This is a genomic window from Pseudomonas sp. SWRI99 (assembly GCF_014270125.1).
Lineage (GTDB): Bacteria > Pseudomonadota > Gammaproteobacteria > Pseudomonadales > Pseudomonadaceae > Aquipseudomonas > Aquipseudomonas hamedanensis.
The window spans coordinates 1-18,111 of the sequence record NZ_JABWQR010000028.1; the positions used below are offsets into that span (position 1 = coordinate 1).

20 protein-coding genes are annotated in these 18,111 nt (G+C 59.4%); 13 read left to right on the top strand and 7 right to left on the bottom strand.

Going from position 1 to position 18,111, the window contains the following annotated elements; all coding sequences use genetic code 11:
• The 3 genes from HU743_RS27250 to HU743_RS20905 all read right to left on the bottom strand — a co-directional run.
• A partial coding sequence (locus tag HU743_RS27250) for a hypothetical protein (protein WP_238351770.1) occupies positions 1-191 on the bottom strand: 191 nt, incomplete at its 3' end.
• Positions 192-283: 92 nt separating this feature from the next.
• On the bottom strand, positions 284-1,504 hold the full coding sequence (locus HU743_RS20900; protein ID WP_186650968.1) for a CaiB/BaiF CoA-transferase family protein: 1,221 nt from the start codon (positions 1,502-1,504) through the stop codon (positions 284-286).
• A gap of 14 nt (positions 1,505-1,518) precedes the next feature.
• Complete coding sequence (locus HU743_RS20905) at positions 1,519-2,700, bottom strand: acyl-CoA dehydrogenase (RefSeq protein WP_186650971.1); 1,182 nt, start codon at positions 2,698-2,700, stop codon at positions 1,519-1,521.
• A gap of 158 nt (positions 2,701-2,858) precedes the next feature.
• On the opposite strand from HU743_RS20905, the gene HU743_RS20910 reads away from it, so the two are divergent.
• From HU743_RS20910 to HU743_RS20955, 10 genes are all read left to right on the top strand, one after another.
• Positions 2,859-3,758 (top strand): LysR family transcriptional regulator, encoded by a 900-nt coding sequence (locus HU743_RS20910; RefSeq protein WP_186546331.1) that lies wholly within the window; start codon positions 2,859-2,861, stop codon positions 3,756-3,758.
• 434 nt (positions 3,759-4,192) lie between these two features.
• Entirely contained in the window at positions 4,193-5,314 is a 1,122-nt protein-coding gene (locus HU743_RS20915; RefSeq protein ID WP_186650972.1) for a Re/Si-specific NAD(P)(+) transhydrogenase subunit alpha, read from the top strand.
• Between the two features lie 15 nt (positions 5,315-5,329).
• Positions 5,330-5,650: an NAD(P) transhydrogenase subunit alpha gene (locus HU743_RS20920; protein WP_003187417.1), complete on the top strand. Its 321-nt coding sequence runs from the start codon at positions 5,330-5,332 to the stop codon at positions 5,648-5,650.
• The gene (locus tag HU743_RS20925; protein ID WP_186630854.1) at positions 5,651-7,084 is read left to right on the top strand and encodes an NAD(P)(+) transhydrogenase (Re/Si-specific) subunit beta; all 1,434 of its coding nucleotides are present in this window, start codon (positions 5,651-5,653) and stop codon (positions 7,082-7,084) included.
• A 213-nt stretch (positions 7,085-7,297) separates the two neighbouring features.
• The gene (locus tag HU743_RS20930) at positions 7,298-8,791 is read left to right on the top strand and encodes an acetyl-CoA hydrolase/transferase family protein (protein WP_186650974.1); all 1,494 of its coding nucleotides are present in this window, start codon (positions 7,298-7,300) and stop codon (positions 8,789-8,791) included.
• A 320-nt stretch (positions 8,792-9,111) separates the two neighbouring features.
• Complete coding sequence (locus HU743_RS20935; protein ID WP_007924247.1) at positions 9,112-9,327, top strand: DUF1127 domain-containing protein; 216 nt, start codon at positions 9,112-9,114, stop codon at positions 9,325-9,327.
• Positions 9,328-9,658: 331 nt separating this feature from the next.
• The gene (locus tag HU743_RS20940; protein ID WP_186618924.1) at positions 9,659-9,976 is read left to right on the top strand and encodes a DUF2388 domain-containing protein; all 318 of its coding nucleotides are present in this window, start codon (positions 9,659-9,661) and stop codon (positions 9,974-9,976) included.
• A 106-nt stretch (positions 9,977-10,082) separates the two neighbouring features.
• A complete protein-coding gene (locus HU743_RS20945) occupies positions 10,083-10,400 on the top strand; it encodes a DUF2388 domain-containing protein (RefSeq protein WP_186650976.1) in 318 nt (105 codons plus the stop codon).
• A gap of 27 nt (positions 10,401-10,427) precedes the next feature.
• Entirely contained in the window at positions 10,428-10,748 is a 321-nt protein-coding gene (locus tag HU743_RS20950) for a DUF2388 domain-containing protein (protein WP_186546325.1), read from the top strand.
• The gene (locus HU743_RS20955) at positions 10,745-12,706 is read left to right on the top strand and encodes a DUF4105 domain-containing protein (protein ID WP_186650978.1); all 1,962 of its coding nucleotides are present in this window, start codon (positions 10,745-10,747) and stop codon (positions 12,704-12,706) included. The genes HU743_RS20950 and HU743_RS20955 overlap by 4 nt, the downstream gene beginning before the upstream one ends.
• 59 nt (positions 12,707-12,765) lie before the next feature.
• Here the strand turns inward: HU743_RS20955 and trpA are convergent, their stop codons facing one another.
• Together trpA and trpB are read right to left on the bottom strand one after the other, a co-directional pair.
• On the bottom strand, positions 12,766-13,575 hold the full coding sequence (gene trpA, locus HU743_RS20960) for a tryptophan synthase subunit alpha (protein ID WP_186630852.1): 810 nt from the start codon (positions 13,573-13,575) through the stop codon (positions 12,766-12,768).
• Positions 13,575-14,807, bottom strand: a complete 1,233-nt coding sequence (trpB, locus tag HU743_RS20965) for a tryptophan synthase subunit beta (RefSeq protein ID WP_186618920.1) — start codon at positions 14,805-14,807, stop codon at positions 13,575-13,577. Before trpB ends, trpA begins: the two co-directional genes overlap by 1 nt.
• 113 nt (positions 14,808-14,920) lie before the next feature.
• On the opposite strand from trpB, the gene HU743_RS20970 reads away from it, so the two are divergent.
• A complete protein-coding gene (locus HU743_RS20970) occupies positions 14,921-15,838 on the top strand; it encodes a LysR family transcriptional regulator (RefSeq protein ID WP_186546321.1) in 918 nt (305 codons plus the stop codon).
• On the opposite strand, the gene HU743_RS20975 is transcribed toward HU743_RS20970, so the two are convergent.
• Positions 15,811-16,137, bottom strand: a complete 327-nt coding sequence (locus HU743_RS20975) for a DUF883 family protein (RefSeq protein WP_007911686.1) — start codon at positions 16,135-16,137, stop codon at positions 15,811-15,813. The two genes, HU743_RS20970 and HU743_RS20975, sit on opposite strands and share 28 nt — an antisense overlap.
• Before the next feature lie 156 nt (positions 16,138-16,293).
• On the opposite strand from HU743_RS20975, the gene HU743_RS20980 reads away from it, so the two are divergent.
• Positions 16,294-16,509 (top strand): dodecin, encoded by a 216-nt coding sequence (locus HU743_RS20980; RefSeq protein WP_016772305.1) that lies wholly within the window; start codon positions 16,294-16,296, stop codon positions 16,507-16,509.
• 126 nt (positions 16,510-16,635) lie between these two features.
• Entirely contained in the window at positions 16,636-16,860 is a 225-nt protein-coding gene (locus HU743_RS20985; RefSeq protein ID WP_186546320.1) for a DUF1161 domain-containing protein, read from the top strand.
• Positions 16,861-17,022: 162 nt separating this feature from the next.
• Here the strand turns inward: HU743_RS20985 and HU743_RS20990 are convergent, their stop codons facing one another.
• Positions 17,023-18,024, bottom strand: a complete 1,002-nt coding sequence (locus HU743_RS20990) for an LLM class flavin-dependent oxidoreductase (protein WP_186650980.1) — start codon at positions 18,022-18,024, stop codon at positions 17,023-17,025.
• Between the last annotated feature and the right edge of the window lie 87 nt (positions 18,025-18,111).

Genomic DNA, 18,111 nt, shown 5'->3' on the forward strand with positions numbered 1-18,111 from the left:
GAGAAGATCGAACCGTTGAAAGCGCCATACATCACTGCGATTCCAACTCCTTCCAGGCTTCGATGATCTGAAGCAAGCCACTGTCGAAAACCGCATAACTCTTTGAATCTCAAGGAGTTTTCCGTTTCGACTGCGCCGGAAGTGGGGCGAATTATAGACTTCCAGAATTTGCCGTCAACCGTTAATTTCACTTTTCTTTCAATAACTTGCAGATTGGCTAAAAAACAGACAATTCGCCGTCGAATATGAGGAAAAACCAGCGCCTTCTATATAGAAGGAGATCTTAGAGCACCCCAGCGCCCTTAAGCTCAGCCACCGCACCCGCACTGAGACCCAGCACGCGCTGTAAAACTTCCAGCGTGTGCTCGCCTAATAAAGGAGGAGCATGACGATACTCGACAGGCGTCTCTGACAGCCGAATCGGGCTGGCCACTTGAGGCACCAATCCGGCGAGCGCGTGCGGCAGCTCGATAGCCAGACCGCGCGCCTTCACCTGCGCGTCTTCAAATACCTGCGACAAATCATTGATCGGCCCACAGGGCACACCCGCTTGCTCCAACCGGGCTACCCACTCGGCCGTGGTCTTGAAGACCGTGGCCTGGCGGATCAATGGAATCAACACTGCGCGGTTCGCCACTCGCAGCTTGTTCGTCGCGAAGCGCGGATCATCCGCCCACTGCGGCTGCCCCGCCACTTCGGCAAACTTGCGGAACTGCCCGTCGTTACCCACGGTGAGGATGAAGTCGCCATCAGCCGTAGGAAAATCCTGATAAGGCACGATATTCGGATGCGCATTACCCAGACGCTTTGGCGCATTACCTGTGGTCAGGTAGTTCATGGCCTGGTTGGCCAGACAGGCGACCTGCACATCGAGCAATGCCATATCGATATGCTGACCACCGCCATCATGGTCCCGATGGGCCAACGCCGCCAGAATCGCCACCGTCGAATACAGCCCGGTCAGGATATCCGTCAATGCCACCCCAACCTTCACCGGACCAGCCCCTTCATCGCCATCGGGCCGGCCGGTCAAGCTCATCAAGCCGCCCAGCCCCTGAATCATGAAGTCATAGCCGGCACGCTTTGCATACGGTCCGGTCTGGCCGAAGCCGGTGATGGAACAATAGATAAGATTCGGGTTGATCGCTTTCAGCGAATCATAGTCCAGCCCGTACGCCGCCAGACCGCCGACCTTGAAGTTCTCGATAAGAATGTCCGACTTCGCCGCGAGGTCCCGCACCAGCTTCTGCCCTTCGGCACGTGTGAAATCGATGGTCACCGATTGCTTGTTACGGTTCGCCGAAAGGTAATACGCCGCCTCGGACGTATTCTCGCCATACGCATCTTTAAGGAAGGGCGGCCCCCAGGCACGCGTGTCATCACCATTGCCGGGGCGCTCGACCTTGATCACCTCGGCGCCAAGGTCAGCGAGGATCTGCCCGGCCCACGGCCCGGCCAGCACTCGCGATAAATCCAGTACCCGCAGATGCGACAGCGCGCCCATGGTCAGCCCTCCTATTAATAGAACGCCTGCAAACCGGTTTGCGCCCGCCCGAGGATCAAGGCATGAACGTCGTGAGTACCTTCATAGGTGTTCACCACCTCAAGGTTGACCAAGTGACGGGCCACACCGAACTCGTCAGAGATGCCGTTGCCACCGAGCATGTCGCGAGCCATACGGGCGATGTCCAGCGACTTGCCGCACGAGTTGCGCTTCATGATCGAAGTGATTTCGACCGCAGCGGTGCCTTCATCCTTCATGCGCCCCAGACGCAGGCAGCCCTGCAGGGCCAGCGTGATCTCAGTTTGCATGTCGGCCAGCTTCTTCTGGACCAATTGCGTAGCGGCCAAAGGGCGACCGAACTGCTGGCGATCCAGAGTGTACTGGCGCGCGGTGTGCCAGCAGAATTCGGCAGCGCCCAATGCCCCCCAGGAAATGCCATAGCGCGCAGAGTTAAGGCAGGTGAACGGCCCTTTCAGGCCACGCACGTCGGGGAAAATGTTCTCTTCCGGCACGAACACGTTGTCCATCACAATTTCACCGGTGATCGACGCCCGCAGGCCGACCTTGCCATGAATCGCCGGCGCGCTCAGGCCTTTCCAGCCTTTCTCCAGGACGAAGCCGCGGATGTCGCCGGCATCGTCTTTGGCCCAGACCACGAAGACATCGGCGATCGGGCTGTTGGTGATCCACATCTTTGCGCCAGTCAGGCTGTAGCCGCCGTCGACTTTACGCGCGCGGCTAATCATCGCGCCGGGATCGGAACCGTGATTCGGCTCGGTCAGGCCGAAGCAGCCGATCCATTCGCCGGAGGCCAGTTTCGGCAGGTACTTCTGCTTCTGCGCTTCGGTACCGAATTCGTTGATCGGCACCATCACCAGCGAAGACTGCACGCTCATCATCGAGCGGTAGCCGGAGTCGACGCGCTCTACTTCACGAGCGATCAAGCCGTAGCTGACGTAATTCAAGCCGCTGCCGCCGTACTGCTCTGGGATAGTCGCGCCCAACAGGCCGATTTCACCCATTTCACGGAAGATTGCCGGGTCGGTTTTCTCATGTCGGAAAGCTTCGAGGACACGCGGTGCCAGGCTCTGTTGAGCGAACTGCTCGGCGGTGTCGCGGATCATGCGCTCTTCTTCAGTGAGCTGTTGATCCAGCAGCAGGGGATCGATCCAGTTGAAACTCGCTTTACCGCCCATGGGTGTGTCCTCGCAAATCGGGTGAATTAACGTGGCATTGATCCTAGGCGCGGTTCTCGTTGGCGGCAAACGAGGATTTCGCATGCTGTTGTGTGATTTTCTCACTTCGAAACGGCGTAAACTGCCGTTTGCCCGACGTATCAGTGAGATTAACGTACATGCGCAGGAAGATCCCCAGCACTGCCGCTTTGATCAGCTTCGAAGCCGCCGCACGCCACGAGAGCTTTACTAGGGCCGCCGAAGAACTTTCGCTGACTCAGGGCGCGATATGCCGACAGATCGCCAGCCTCGAGGAGTTTCTCGGAGTGGAACTGTTCCGGCGTTCGCGGCGCGGCGTAAAGCTGACCGAAGCAGGCCTTTCCTACAGTCGTCGTGTGGCGACTCAGCTTGATGCCGTCGAGCGCGACACCCTTTCAGTGATGGGCCAACAAGGCACCAACGTGATAGAACTTGCCGTAGTGCCTACGTTCGGCACGCAATGGCTACTGCCACGGCTCAAGGATTTCCAGCTCAAGCACCCGGAAGTCACCGTTAACCTGACCAACCGCACCCGGCCCTTCCTGTTTGCCGATACCGAATTCGACGCTGCGATCTACTTTGGCGACGCCGATTGGTCCGGTACCGAGTCCCACCGGTTGATGGGCGAAAATCCGATGCCGGTGTGCAGCCCCGCCCTACTCCACAACAAAGAGCAACTGACAGCTCAAGCCATCGCAGAATTGCCCCTGTTGCAACAGACCACTCGCCCGTATGCCTGGCGTCAGTGGTTCAACTCACAACAACTGAACATCCCCCGAGACATGACAGGGCCGCGCTACGAACTATTCTCCATGCTCGCCCAAGCCGCGATGCACGACATGGGGATTGCGTTGATTCCACCTTTCCTGATTCAGCGCGAACTGGCTGAGAAACGCCTGGTGATTGCCAACCCCCAAGCACTTACGAGCATCAAGGCCTATTACTTGATGATTCCCGAGCGAAAGGTCGAATCGGCGTCGCTCAAGGCTTTTCGCGACTGGTTGGTGAATCAGGCACATAGCTACAGCCTAGAGGAATAAGGGCATACAGCACTTCTTGACTGCGTAGTCAGAAAACAGAAAGCACTACAGATATAACTATTTGTCGCAATTTCGCTGACTGTATCCGAAAGTCGTACAGACGTCCCAGAAGCACCTAATTACGTGGCTTTGAGCCTCTGTTGGCGACGCATTAGTGCCTATTCACGCCACCGATGAGAAATTTTTCCATCTTCAGCCAGAATCCTTACAGGGCAAGGTCTGCAAGGGATTCAACTGGCCATCTGCGACATTCGGTCACGGCATGACTTGTAGTTAATTTTCCGTCACCCGTCATAATCCCTTGAAGGGCATAAAGTTCGCCTGCAAAATGCCGCGCCCCGCTCTGATTCGGCGGGACCGTGCTGATCGGCCGCCCCAGTCGCACCATCCGCAGTGCCTGGGTTTACTCAATAAGATCACGCAGGAGATTTGACGTGCACATTGGTGTTCCTCTCGAAACCCAGACCGGTGAAACGCGGGTTGCTGCAACCCCGGAAACCATTAAAAAGCTGATCAGCCAAGGTCATAAGGTCACTGTGCAAACCGGTGCAGGCGTCAAAGCCAGCATCGTCGACAGTGCCTATGAAGCGGCAGGCGCAACCATTGGCAGTGCCAACGATGCGTTTGGCGCCGAGCTGATTCTCAAGGTGGTCGCCCCAAGCGATGCCGAACTGACGCTGATCAAGCGCGGAACGGTGCTGGTGGGCATGCTCAATCCGTTCAACAACGAAACCCTCGCGAAAATGGCCGAGTGCGGGATTACCGCGTTTGCCCTGGAAGCGGCACCACGCACTTCGCGGGCGCAGAGTCTCGATGTGTTGTCATCGCAGGCGAACATTGCTGGTTACAAAGCGGTGTTGCTGGCCGCGCACTACTATCCGCGTTTCATGCCGATGCTGATGACTGCCGCGGGTACGGTAAAAGCGGCGCGGGTGCTGATTCTCGGCGCGGGCGTGGCCGGGTTGCAGGCGATTGCCACGGCAAAACGTCTGGGTGCAGTGATTGAAGCGTCTGACGTGCGTCCAGCGGTGAAAGAGCAGATCGAGTCCCTCGGCGCGAAGTTCGTCGATGTGCCTTACGAGACCGATGAAGAGCGCGAGTGCGCCGTCGGTGTCGGCGGTTATGCGCGGCCGATGCCAGCGAGCTGGATGCAGCGCCAGGCCCAGGCCGTTCACGAACGTGCGAAACAGGCTGACATTGTCATCACCACCGCGCTGATTCCGGGCCGCAAGGCACCAACGCTGTTGAGTGCAGACACCGTGGCGCAGATGAAGCCGGGTTCGGTGGTCATCGACCTCGCTGCCGCTCAGGGTGGCAACTGCCCGCTGACCGTGGCCGACCAGGTTGTCGTGGAAAACGGCGTGACCATCATCGGTCCGACCAACCTGGCTGGTGAAGTAGCTGCGGACGCCTCGGCACTGTACGCACGCAATCTGCTGGACTTCCTCAAGCTGGTGTTCACCAAGGAAGGCCAGTTCGACGTCAACCTCGAAGACGACATCCTCGCCGCGTGCCTGATGTGCCGCGACGGCCAAGTCATCCGCAAAAACGCCTAAGCAGGGATTCAGACGATGGAAGAGCTTATCTCCCCCGGTATCTACAACCTGATCATCTTCGTGCTGGCGATTTATGTCGGTTATCACGTGGTCTGGAACGTTACACCTGCGCTGCACACACCGTTGATGGCAGTCACTAACGCCATCTCGGCAATCGTGATCGTCGGCGCCATGCTTGCGGCCGCATTGACCGTGACCCCGCTGGGCAAAACCATGGGCACGCTCGCCGTGGCACTGGCGGCGGTCAACGTCTTCGGTGGTTTCCTGGTCACCCGCCGCATGCTCGAGATGTTCAAGAAGAAAGCCCCGAAAGTAAAAGAAGAGGCGCCGAAGTAAATGAGCATGAATCTCGTCACGACGCTCTACCTGATCGCGTCGATCTGCTTTATCCAGGCCCTTAAAGGCTTGTCGCACCCGACCACCTCGCGGCGCGGCAACCTGTTCGGCATGCTCGGCATGGCGTTGGCCATTATCACCACGGTTGGCCTCATCTATAAGCTGGGCGCAGAGCTTGCGACTGCCGGCATTGGCTATGTCATCGTCGGCCTGCTGGTCGGCGGCACCGCCGGTTCGATCATGGCCAAGCGCGTTGAAATGACCAAGATGCCGGAACTGGTCGCGTTCATGCACAGCATGATCGGTCTGGCCGCCGTGTTCATCGCTATTGCAGCGGTGGTCGAGCCGCAATCGCTGGGCATCGTCAAACAGCTGGGCGATGCGATCCCGGCGGGTAACCGTCTGGAGCTGTTCCTCGGGGCCGCGATCGGTGCCATCACCTTCTCCGGTTCGGTAATTGCCTTTGGCAAGCTTTCGGGCAAGTACAAGTTCCGCCTGTTCCAGGGCGCTCCGGTACAGTTCAGCGGTCAGCACAAGCTGAACGCCGTACTGGGATTGGCGACGCTGGCACTCGGCCTGACCTTCATGTTCACCGGCAACCTCACCGCGTTTGCGCTGATGCTCGCGCTGGCATTCGTGATGGGCGTGCTGATCATCATCCCGATCGGCGGCGCCGACATGCCGGTCGTCGTGTCGATGCTCAACAGCTATTCGGGCTGGGCGGCAGCGGGTATCGGCTTCTCGCTGAACAACTCGATGTTGATCATTGCAGGCTCCTTGGTGGGTTCGAGCGGTGCGATCCTCTCGTACATCATGTGCAAGGCGATGAACCGTTCCTTCTTTAATGTGCTGCTGGGTGGTTTCGGCAACACCGCCGATGCCGGTCCGACCGGCGCGAAAGAAGCACGCCCGGTGAAATCCGGTTCGGCTGACGACGCGACCTTCCTGCTGACCAACGCTGACACCGTGATTATCGTGCCGGGTTACGGCCTGGCGGTGGCTCGCGCACAACACGCCTTGAAAGAGCTGACCGAGAAGCTGACCCATCGCGGCGTGACCGTGAAGTACGCGATCCACCCAGTGGCTGGGCGCATGCCAGGGCACATGAACGTTCTGTTGGCAGAGGCCGAAGTGCCTTACGACCAAGTGTTCGAGATGGAGGATATCAACTCCGAATTCGGCCAGGCCGACGTGGTGTTGGTGCTCGGTGCGAACGACGTGGTCAACCCGGCCGCGAAGAACGATCCGAAGTCGCCGATTGCCGGCATGCCGATCCTTGAAGCGTTCAAGGCCAAGACCATCATCGTCAACAAGCGTTCGATGGCCAGCGGTTATGCCGGCCTGGACAACGAACTGTTCTACCTCGACAAGACCATGATGGTCTTCGGCGACGCGAAGAAAGTCATCGAAGACATGGTTAAAGCCGTCGAGTAATCTCCCGCAGCGATAACGAACGCCCCGACTTGTCGGGGCGTTTTAGTTTGCGCAAAGCGCTGGACAATTTGCCGCGTTGTTGCCGATCCGGTAACGGTGTTTTACTTGAAAGCCGCTAAATAGACGCCTCATTTGCGACCTTGGTAGCGGGACAGGCGCCCGGCAAATTCACTAGACTGCGCATCCTGCTACTCGCTGCCCGAGAAATCATTCATGTACCGTGACCGTATTCGCCTGCCTTCGTTGTTGGACAAAGTGATGAGCGCCGCCGACGCCGCTGCTCTGATTGAGGACGGCATGACCGTCGGCATGAGCGGCTTCACCCGTGCCGGCGAAGCCAAAGCCGTCCCGCACGCACTGGCCGAGCGCGCCAAGGTCACGCCGCTGAAGATCAGCCTGATGACGGGTGCCAGCCTGGGCAACGACCTCGACAAGCAATTGACCGAAGCCGGCGTACTGTCACGACGCATGCCGTTTCAGGTCGACAGCACCCTGCGCAAGGCGATCAACGCCGGCGAGGTGATGTTCATCGATCAGCACCTGTCGGAGACTGTCGAGCAACTGCGCAATCAGCAGCTGAAGCTGCCGGACATCGCCGTCATCGAAGCCGTCGCCATCACTGAACAGGGCCACATCGTGCCGACCACTTCGGTAGGCAACTCGGCCAGCTTCGCGATCTTCGCCAAACAGGTGATTGTCGAAATCAACCTGGCGCATAACGCCAACCTCGAAGGCCTGCACGACATTTATATCCCGACGTACCGCCCGACGCGAACGCCGATCCCGCTGGTAAAAGTAGACGACCGTATCGGCAGCACGGCGATACCGATCCCGCCGGAAAAAATCGTTGCCATTGTCATCACCCAGCAGGCGGACTCGCCGTCCACGGTGTCGACACCGGACGTTGATACCAACGCCATCGCTGAACATCTGATCACCTTTTTCAAGCAGGAAGTCGACGCCGGGCGAATGACCAACAAGTTGGGCCCTCTGCAGGCCGGGATCGGCAATATTGCCAACGCGGTGATGTGCGGCTTGATCGACTCGCCGTTCGAAGACCTGACCATGTACTCCGAAGTGCTGCAAGACTCGACCTTCGACCTGATCGATGCTGGCAAGCTGAGCTTTGCCTCGGGCAGCTCGATCACCCTGTCGGAACGACGCAACAGCGACGTGTTCGGCAATCTGGAGAAGTACAAGGACAAGCTGGTGTTGCGTCCGCAAGAGATCTCCAACCACCCGGAAGTGGTGCGCCGCCTGGGAATCATCGGCATCAACACCGCGCTGGAATTCGACATCTACGGCAACGTCAACTCCACCCATGTCTGCGGCACGCGGATGATGAACGGCATCGGCGGCTCCGGCGATTTCGCGCGCAACGCGCATCTGGCGGTGTTTGTGACCAAATCGATTGCCAAGGGCGGCGCAATTTCCAGCGTGGTGCCGATGGTCAGCCACGTTGACCACACCGAACATGACGTCGACATTCTGGTGACCGAGGTCGGTCTGGCCGACCTGCGCGGCCTGGCACCGCGCGAACGTGCCCGTGTGATTATCGACAACTGTGTGCATCCGGATTTCCGCCAGGCGCTGAATGACTACTTCACCGCAGCCTGTGCCATGGGTGGGCACACGCCACACATCCTGCGTGAAGCCTTGAGCTGGCATATCAATCTGGAAGAAACCGGACGCATGCTCGCGGTGTAATCGCACAGATAAACCATCGGCGTACACGCAGTGTGTGCCGATGGACTTTCGCACACGTCCTTTCCTGCAAAAACTGTACTGCTGTACCGGTCTATTCCCACGGCAATAGACTGCGATTTAGACTGAATCGGGCATAAATGCACTCAATCGGTGCGGACAGGTACAGTTTGCTCGATTTTGACCCGTACACCGCGTATAAACAGTTAACTGGTCACTCACAATACAGCTGAACTGTATCTACAGAGACTAGGCAATCGAGAGGATCATGGGCACCAGTCAAACCACTACCTGATCCCGCCACAAGCGGAAGGATGTCAACCATGGAACGTACACTCAGTTCCGAACTGTTCTTCGAAGACAAAGCTGCAAAAACCCAGGCTTCCCTGCCTCTGCGCGTTCTCGCCAACCTGATGTTGTGGCAGCGCCGCATCTCCAGCCGCCATCAACTGGCTCGTCTGGATTCGCGTCTGCTGGCTGACGCCGGTATCAGCGAAGCACAACGCTACGAAGAGCTGAGCAAGCCGTTCTGGCGCTAAGTAGCGTCGCTGGCTCTGGTCGCCAAGACCCACCGCCAGCAACCCGAATTGAATAAAACAGAACCCGTCGTGGGAAACCACGACGGGTTCTGTCGTTTTGGACTGCGGTGCCTCTAGCGTGCCGGTTTGCGGCCGACCGTTACAGTTTTATAAACACAAACAATCACCATAACAGTTATGAAAAAGGCACTTGCAAGGGCTGCCATCACTGGGCGAACCGCGCCCGCCAGCCTAATATCCACACAGTACGTGGCGAACGTTAAGCAACTGGCGTCTGACTCCTCAGATACCGAGCCACCTCTCACTACGGTTTATCCAAAGGAGTTACACCATGACCCGTCTTCGTCTGCTCAGTGCCGCTGCCCTGCTGGCTATGGCTACCAATGCCAGCGCTACCAGCTTCATCGTGACCACCGACTCCCTCGTCGGCGCTCTGAAAGCGTCTTCCGACGCCACGTCGGATGTGACGTCCTCCTTTCGTGACGACAAGATCGTCCTGGCCGCTCGTGACGACGCCGCCAGCTTCGTCGCCAGCGAAGGCGAGATCCGTGGCGTGAAGCTGGAAAGCGCGCTGGACCACATTCGCCACCAGGCGCCACAGTTGCAGGCCACCGACGCCCAGTTGGCTCAGGCCATCCTGACGATCTAAGCGACAGAACTGATCGGGACACTTCGCTCGTGTCCCGATGTTTCAACGCTGGCTCTGGTCCGGGCATTGCGCTAGCCTTTGAGCTCGCCAACCATTACCGAGTCTCATGCGTTTTCTTTCAAATCTGCTGCTCCCTCCTGCTGTATTGATGGTCTGCTGGGCGACGCCTGCCAGCGCCTTCGATGCCTTCAACGCGTCGACCCAAGGCACCGTTGTCAGCGGTTACGCCACCAGCATGGTGTCTTCTGCACCGTTCGACCGTAAACTGCTGCTCGCCGCTCACGATGACGCGGCGGTATTCGTTGCCAGTGACGGTGAATGGCGAGGTGCCCGGCTGGAGTCCGCGCTGCATTATCTGCGCAAGACCCGGCCAAAACTTCATGCCAGCGACCTTGAACTGGCCGAGGCAATTCTCGTCCAATAGTTATCCTTGTCCTTCCGGAGTCGTTCCATGCGTAGCCCGCTGATTGCTGCCGCCCTTGGCCTGTTTTTGTTGGCCGACGTGGCCCAGGCGCAAACCCTGGTAGCCACCAGTAACATCATCGTTCGTGCCTCCCAGCGCACCATCGATTTCACCTCCGACACCACCACGTCCATCCGCGATTCGAAAATCATCCGCGAAGCCCATGACGACGCCGCCAGTTTCGTCGCCAGCAACGGCGACATCCGCGGTGCTCACCTCGAAGCCGCGCTCAATACCCTGCGTACCCGCGTGCCGGAAGCGCGTGATGCCAGCGATCAGGTACTCGCCGAAGCCATCCTCGCACTGTGAGGTCCATGGGTGCCTGGCTGCTGGCCGGGGCGTTGTTGCTGATCGGCAACAGCGCCCACGCCGGCCTGCAACTGCGGCTCAAGACTGACGGTCTGAGTCCGGCTCAACAACAGGCCAGCCAGGCGCTGATCGATGAGGCCCTGCAGAAGCTGCCGCCGAGCTTCATCGAGCGGCTGGACCGGCGCATTGATGTCGGCTGGACCGACGACATGCCCGCCAACGCCTACGGTCAGGCCACGCTGGTTGCCGAACTCGACCTGAACCGCAAGTTGCTGCCCGGACTCACCGACGGCAGCGCGGCGAAAGAGAAAACCAATCGCCCCCACGGCACTGTGCGTCAGGAACTGCTCGCAACGGTGTTGCACGAGATCACTCATATTTACGACCGCGCGCGCTTATGGCCGGGCGCCGAGCGCACGCTGATCCAACGCTGCACCCGGCGTTTCGATAGCGCAGGGCTGATCGGTATGCCCGATGAATGTCGCGGGCAGAATGGCCGTCGCTTCACCCTCAGTGACGACCCGCGCCTGCTCGACCTTGCCGGCTGGCAGCAATATGTCGGTCGTCGCGGCGAGCGTGAACAACACAACCGGCAGATCGCCCGCAGCCCTGATCTGTACGAAATTTCCAGCCCCAAGGAATTCGTCGCGGTCAACATGGAGTACTTCCTCCTCGACCCGAGCTACGCCTGCCGCCGCCCGGCGCTGTATCGCTACTACAAGGACCACTTCGGCTGGGCGCCATCGGCCAAGGACACCTGCAGCAAGAGCTTCGCCTTTTTGAATGCGGGCAATGACTTCGCCAGGCAGCCCTTGGGGCGCGTCGATCCGGAACGCGTCTATGCCGTCGATTACCTGCTGGCCGAGGCGAATCAGAACTGGGTCAGCCGCTGGGGCCACAGCATGTTGCGCCTGGTCATCTGCGCACCGGGCCGCCCGCGTGGCCCGGATTGCCGCCTCGACCTCGATCAGCATCTGGTGTTGTCGTACCGTGCTTTCGTTGGCGACGTTCAGCTGTCGAGCTGGGACGGACTGGTTGGCAAATACCCCTCGCGCCTGTTTGTATTGCCGTTGGCACAAGTGATCGACGAATACACCAAGACCGAATTGCGCAGCCTCGCCTCCGTGCCGCTGAAGCTGTCCCGCGAGGAAATCGAAGGCGTGGTCGAACATGCCGCCGAGATGCACTGGAGCTACGACGGCAACTATTTTTTCCTCTCTAACAACTGCGCGGTGGAAGGCTTGAAACTGTTGCGCAGCGGCAGCAACAACAGCCAACTCGTTGGGCTCGACAGCATCATGCCCAATGGCTTGCTCGAAGTGCTAAAGGGCCGTGGTCTGGCCGATACCAGCGTGCTGGATGATCCCAAAGAGGCGCTGCGTCTGGGTTATCGCTTCGACTCATTCCGTGATCGCTATCAGGCGATGTTCGATGTGCTGAAGAAGCAATTGCCGATCAAGCAGACCACCGTCGAGGACTGGCTGTCGTTGACAGCCGAGGAACGCCGGGAATGGTTCGAACGAGCCGACCTGCGTACCAGTGCGGCGCTGCTGCTATTGGAGCAGGCCAGTTTCCGTCGGCAGTTGCTGCTCGCGCAAGACGAGGTCAAACAGCGCTACCTCGGCGCGCGCGAACTAGAGAATGGCGGCATGGATAAAGCCAACGCCACCTTGCAGCAGATCCTCGCCAACAGCGGTTTCCTAAGCCGTCCGGCGGAGCTGCTCGACTCAAAAGGTTATGGATTACCGCAGCCAAGCGAGTTTGACCGGCTGGAAGCAGAAAGCAGTCAGCGGCAGAAGAAGCTGCTGGCCCTGTCCGGCGATCTCGATACCGAAGTGCGCAAGCTGCTGGAGCCCAAGCGAGCCGCCGAGATAGCCGCCAGCGAAGCCAATGTGAAGCAGATCGGCGAACACCTGCGCAAACTGCACAAAGCCTCGGGCGGATTGCAACTGCCCTGATAACAAAAAAGGCTTCAGAACACCTGTTCTGAAGCCTTTTTTCTTTATATCCAGCGGGCTTAGCCGCGAGCCTTGCGCACACCTTGCGACAGCGCTGAACAAAGACTCAACACACCGTCGATCGCCTGCTCAGGCGTATCAGCACTGGCGATGTGATCGATCAACGCCGAGCCCACCACCACACCGTCCGCCAGACGCGCGATCGCCGCGGCTTGCTCCGGCGTGCGAATACCAAAACCAATGCTGATCGGCAGATCGGTGTGCCGACGCAGACGCGCAACCGCCTCTTCGACATGCTCCAGCGTCGCCGCGCCCGCCCCGGTCACGCCCGCAACCGACACGTAGTAGACAAAACCGGAACTGCCGTTGAGCACCCGTGGTAGACGCGCATCATCGGTGGTCGGCGTGGTCAGGCGAATGAAATCCAGGCCGGCCGCCTGCGCCGGGTCGCACAGCTCTTCGTTGTGCTCCGGCGGCATGTCGACCACGATCAGGCCATCAACGCCGGCGTCTTTGGCCTCAGCAATGAAGCGCTCGACGCCGAATTTGTGGATCGGGTTGAAATAGCCCATCAACACCAGCGGCGTGTCGCTGTTGCCTTCACGGAACTCGCGAACCATTTGCAGGGTTTTCGCCAGGTTCTGTTTGGCGCCCAGCGCACGAATGTTCGCCAATTGGATGGCCGGGCCGTCGGCCATCGGATCGGTAAACGGCATGCCCAGTTCAATCACATCGGCACCTGCCGCCGGCAAGCCTTTGAGGATCGCCAGCGAGGTGTCGTAGTCAGGATCGCCAGCGGTCACGAAGGTCACCAGTGCGGCGCGATTCTGTTGCTTGAGGTCGGCAAAGCGGGTTTGCAGGCGGCTCATCAGTGTTTCTCCTGCTGCGATTGTTCCATATGGTGCATGACGGTCTGCATGTCTTTGTCGCCACGCCCGGACAGGTTGACCACCATCAGGTGATCCTTCGGCAGCTTCGGTGCGCGCTTGAACACTTCAGCCAGGGCGTGGGCGCTTTCCAGCGCTGGGATAATCCCTTCCAGGCGGCAGCATTTGTGGAACGCTTCGAGCGCTTCGTCGTCGGTCACCGAGGTGTACTGGACGCGGCCGATGTCGTGCAACCAGGCGTGTTCAGGACCGATGCCCGGATAGTCGAGGCCGGCGGAAATCGAATGAGCGTCGATAATCTGGCCATCGTCGTCCTGCAGCAGAAAAGTCCGATTGCCGTGCAGCACGCCCGGAACACCGCCGTTGAGGCTGGCCGCGTGCTTGCCGGTTTCGATGCCGTAACCGGCTGCTTCGACGCCGATGATTTCAACGCTCTTGTCATCCAGGAACGGGTGGAACAGGCCCATGGCGTTGGAGCCACCGCCGATGCACGCTACAAGGCTGTCTGGCAGACGACCTTCCTGGGCTTGCAACTGGTCGCGGGTTTCTTTGCCAATCACGGCCTGGAAGTCACGAACCATCGCCGGGTACGGGTGCGGGCCGGCCACGGTCCCGATCAGGTAGAAGGTGTTGTCGACATTGGTCACCCAGTCACGCAGGGCTTCGTTCATCGCATCTTTCAGGGTGCCAGTGCCAGCGACTACCGGAATCACTTCGGCGCCCAGCAGCTTCATGCGAAAGACATTGGCCTGCTGACGTTCGATGTCGGTGGTGCCCATGTAGATCACGCAGTCGAGACCGAAGCGCGCAGCAACGGTGGCCGTCGCCACTCCGTGCATGCCGGCGCCGGTCTCGGCGATGATGCGTTTCTTGCCCATGCGCCGCGCCAGCAGGATCTGGCCGATGCAGTTGTTGATCTTGTGCGCGCCGGTGTGGTTAAGCTCTTCACGCTTGAGGTAGATCTTGGCACCACCGCAGAACTCGGTCAGGCGTTCGGCGAAATACAGCGGGCTCGGACGTCCGACGTAATCACGCTGGAAGTAGGCCAATTCTTCTTTGAAGGCCGGATCTTCCTTGGCCGCTTCGTATTCGCGGGCCAGGTCGAGGATCAACGGCATCAGGGTTTCTGCCACGTAGCGACCACCAAACGCGCCGAACAGGCCGTTGGCGTCAGGGCCGTTACGCAGATCAGAGGTGTTCGAAGTCTGGGTCATGGGTCGCTCCAGGTGGATTCGGTCAAAAGACAATGACGACCACTCTACCCCTGACCTTCCAGGCTGAAAACCGATAAGATCGCCACAACCTGTCAGGAAAACTCACAGATATCATGAGCCACGACCTTCCACCGCTGAATGCCTTGCGTGCCTTCGAGGCCACTGCCCGTCTGAACAGCGTCAGTCAGGCTGCCGAGCAGCTGCACGTTACCCATGGGGCTGTCAGCCGCCAGCTCAAAGTGTTGGAAGAACACCTCGGCGTCAGTTTGTTCGTCAAGGACGGGCGCGGCTTGAAACTCACAGATGCCGGGGTGCGTTTGCGCGATGCCAGCGGCGAAGCGTTTGATCGGTTACGCAGTGTTTGCGCCGAACTGACGCAAAGTACCGCCGATGCGCCGTTCGTGCTCGGCTGTTCCGGAAGCCTGCTGGCGCGCTGGTTTATTCCCCGCCTGGGACGTCTGAATGCCGACCTGCCGGACTTGCGCTTGCATTTGTCGGCCGGTGAAGGTGATCTCGATCCGCGTCGGCCCGGGCTGGATGCTTTGTTGCTGTTCGCCGAACCGCCGTGGCCGGCAGACATGCAGGTTTACGAGCTGGCGGCAGAGCGCATCGGCCCAGTGATGAGTCCGTTGTTCAGTGGCTATCAGCGCTTGCGCACAGCGCCCGCTTCGGCATTGCTCAAAGAACCGCTGCTGCACACGACGTCGCGCCCGCAAGCTTGGCCAAGCTGGGCGCAGCAATACGCCCTCGACGCCAAGGCGTTAAGGCTTGGGCAAGGATTCGAGCATTTGTATTACTTGCTGGAGGCTGCGGTGGCAGGCCTGGGCGTGGCCATCGCGCCGGAGCCGCTGGTGACTGAAGATTTGAAGGCCGGGCGCCTCGTTGCACCGTGGGGCTTTTGCGAAACCCCGGCGCAACTGGCGTTGTGGCTACCCAAGCGCGCCGCGGACGGGCGCGCCCGGCAACTGGCGCAATGGCTCAAGAACGAGCTGCGCCAGACGGATCACTCGCCGCGCTTGAACAGCAAATAAGCCGCCAGCAGACCGATTGCACCGACCGCCACGCCGGCGGTGGTCCACGGATGCTCCTGCGCGTAGTCGCGGGTCGCGATGCCGGTCTCGCGGGTTTTCACTTTGACTTCTTCATAAGCGTCGCTGAGCAGGTGGCGCGAGTGCTTCAGCGCACTTTCAGCATTGCTTTTCAGCGCCTTGAGGGTCTTGCGCGACTCGTCCGAAGCATCGTCTTTCAGGCTTTCCAACGATTTGAGCAGACTCTCGATCTCGGCTTCCATGCTTTGCAACGAGGCTTTACGTAAAGAGGTGTTGGCCATGGTGGCTCTCCTGCATTGGTGATGAGTGGCGTGTGTTGGTTGGGACTTCGCCGCTTCGAGAAAGTGCAGAAAATCTGAACTTCGGCAGCGCAACGCCGCCGAAATCAACAGAACGATTCACTGCTAGTCTCAATTCCACACGCCAAGGAGATCGCCATGAGTGACCATCACACCTACAAGAAAGTCGAGCTGGTCGGTTCGTCGACCACCAGCATCGAAGACGCCATCAACAACGCCTTGGCCGAAGCCAATAAAACCCTGCGCAACCTGGAGTGGTTTGAAGTGACCGAGACCCGGGGTCATATCGAAAACGGCCAGGTGGCACATTTTCAGGTGACGTTGAAAGTCGGTTTCAAGATCGCCGCCAGCTGAGTTTGGTCCGGTCTTCTGAACTTGCGCGCTGGCGGAGTGCCATAGGGAATGGCAAAGCGCTATAGGTGAGCGTATCGGGCGAGGTCTCGATGCGCGCCTTTTTCAATCCGACCAGGAGTGCAACCGATGAAGAAGATCATGTTGGCAGTAGGTTTGTTGAGCCTTGCCGGTGGTGCGTTTGCAGCCGGCAAGCCTTGTGAAGAGCTGAAAGCCGAGATCGCGGCGAAGCTCGACGCCAAAGGTGTTTCCGGCTATTCGCTGGAGGTAGTCGACAAGGGCGCGGCGGCTGACGCCAAAGTGGTCGGGACCTGCGAAGGTGGCAGCAAGGAAATCGTCTACAAGCGCGGTTGATTGCGCCTGAAATACAAAAGCCGACGCGGATGCGTCGGCTTTTTTGTGCACATGATTTTTCTTTGTAGGAGTGAGCCTGCTCGCGATGGCATTTTTTCAGTCGCAGCATTTGTGACTATTACACCGCTATCGCGAGCAGGCTCACTCCTACAGGAGAACGCATTAACCCTTCATGACCTGCGCCAGCAGCTCGTAGGAGTGCAGGCGGTCGGCATGCTCATACAGATCACAGGTAAAAATCAGCTCGTCAGCCTGGGTCTGCTCAATCAGCACCTCCAGCTTGGCGCGGATCTTCTGCGGGCCGCCGACCATTGCCAGGCCGAGGAAATCACCGACGGCTTCACGTTCGTGGGGCAACCACAGGCCGTCCATGGTTTTCACCGGTGGGCGCTGCACCAGGCTCTGCCCACGCATCAACGCGAGGATGCGCTGATACACCGACGTCGCCAGGTAATCGGCCTGTTCGTCGGTATCCGCTGCTACCAGCGGCACACCCAGCATCACGTAGGGCTTGTCGAGTACCGCCGACGGCTTGAAGTGGTTGCGATAGACGCGGATCGCCTCGTGCATGAAGCGTGGCGCGAAGTGCGAAGCGAAGGCGTAAGGCAGACCACGCTCGCCCGCCAGCTGGGCACTGAACAGGCTGGAACCGAGCAGCCAGATCGGCACGTTGGTGCCAGTGCCGGGCATTGCGATCACGCGCTGATCCGGGGTGCGCGGGCCGAGATAACGCACCAGTTCCGCGACATCTTCAGGAAAATCGTCAGCGCTGCCGGAGCGTTCGCGGCGCAAGGCGCGGGCGGTCATCTGGTCGGAGCCGGGCGCGCGGCCCAAGCCCAGATCAATCCGTCCCGGGTACAGGCTTTCCAGGGTGCCGAACTGCTCGGCAATCACCAACGGCGCATGGTTGGGCAGCATGACGCCGCCGGAGCCGACCCGAATCGACGAGGTGCCGCCTGCCAGATAACCCAGCAGTACAGATGTCGCCGAACTGGCGATGCCGTCCATGTTGTGGTGTTCAGCGACCCAGAATCGGGTGTAACCGAGTTTCTCGACATGCTGTGCCAGGTCCAGCGAATTGCGCAGTGACTGCGCCGGGCTGCCGTTCTCGCGCACCGGCACCAGATCGAGGGTAGAAAATTTTACGTCGGACAGTTGTTTCATAAGCCTGCATCTCCGGGTGAGGAGGCAGGCTTTTCTTGCGAACGAAAACCTGCCAGATCCATAAGCGTGTTTTGTGCAATAAGGGCA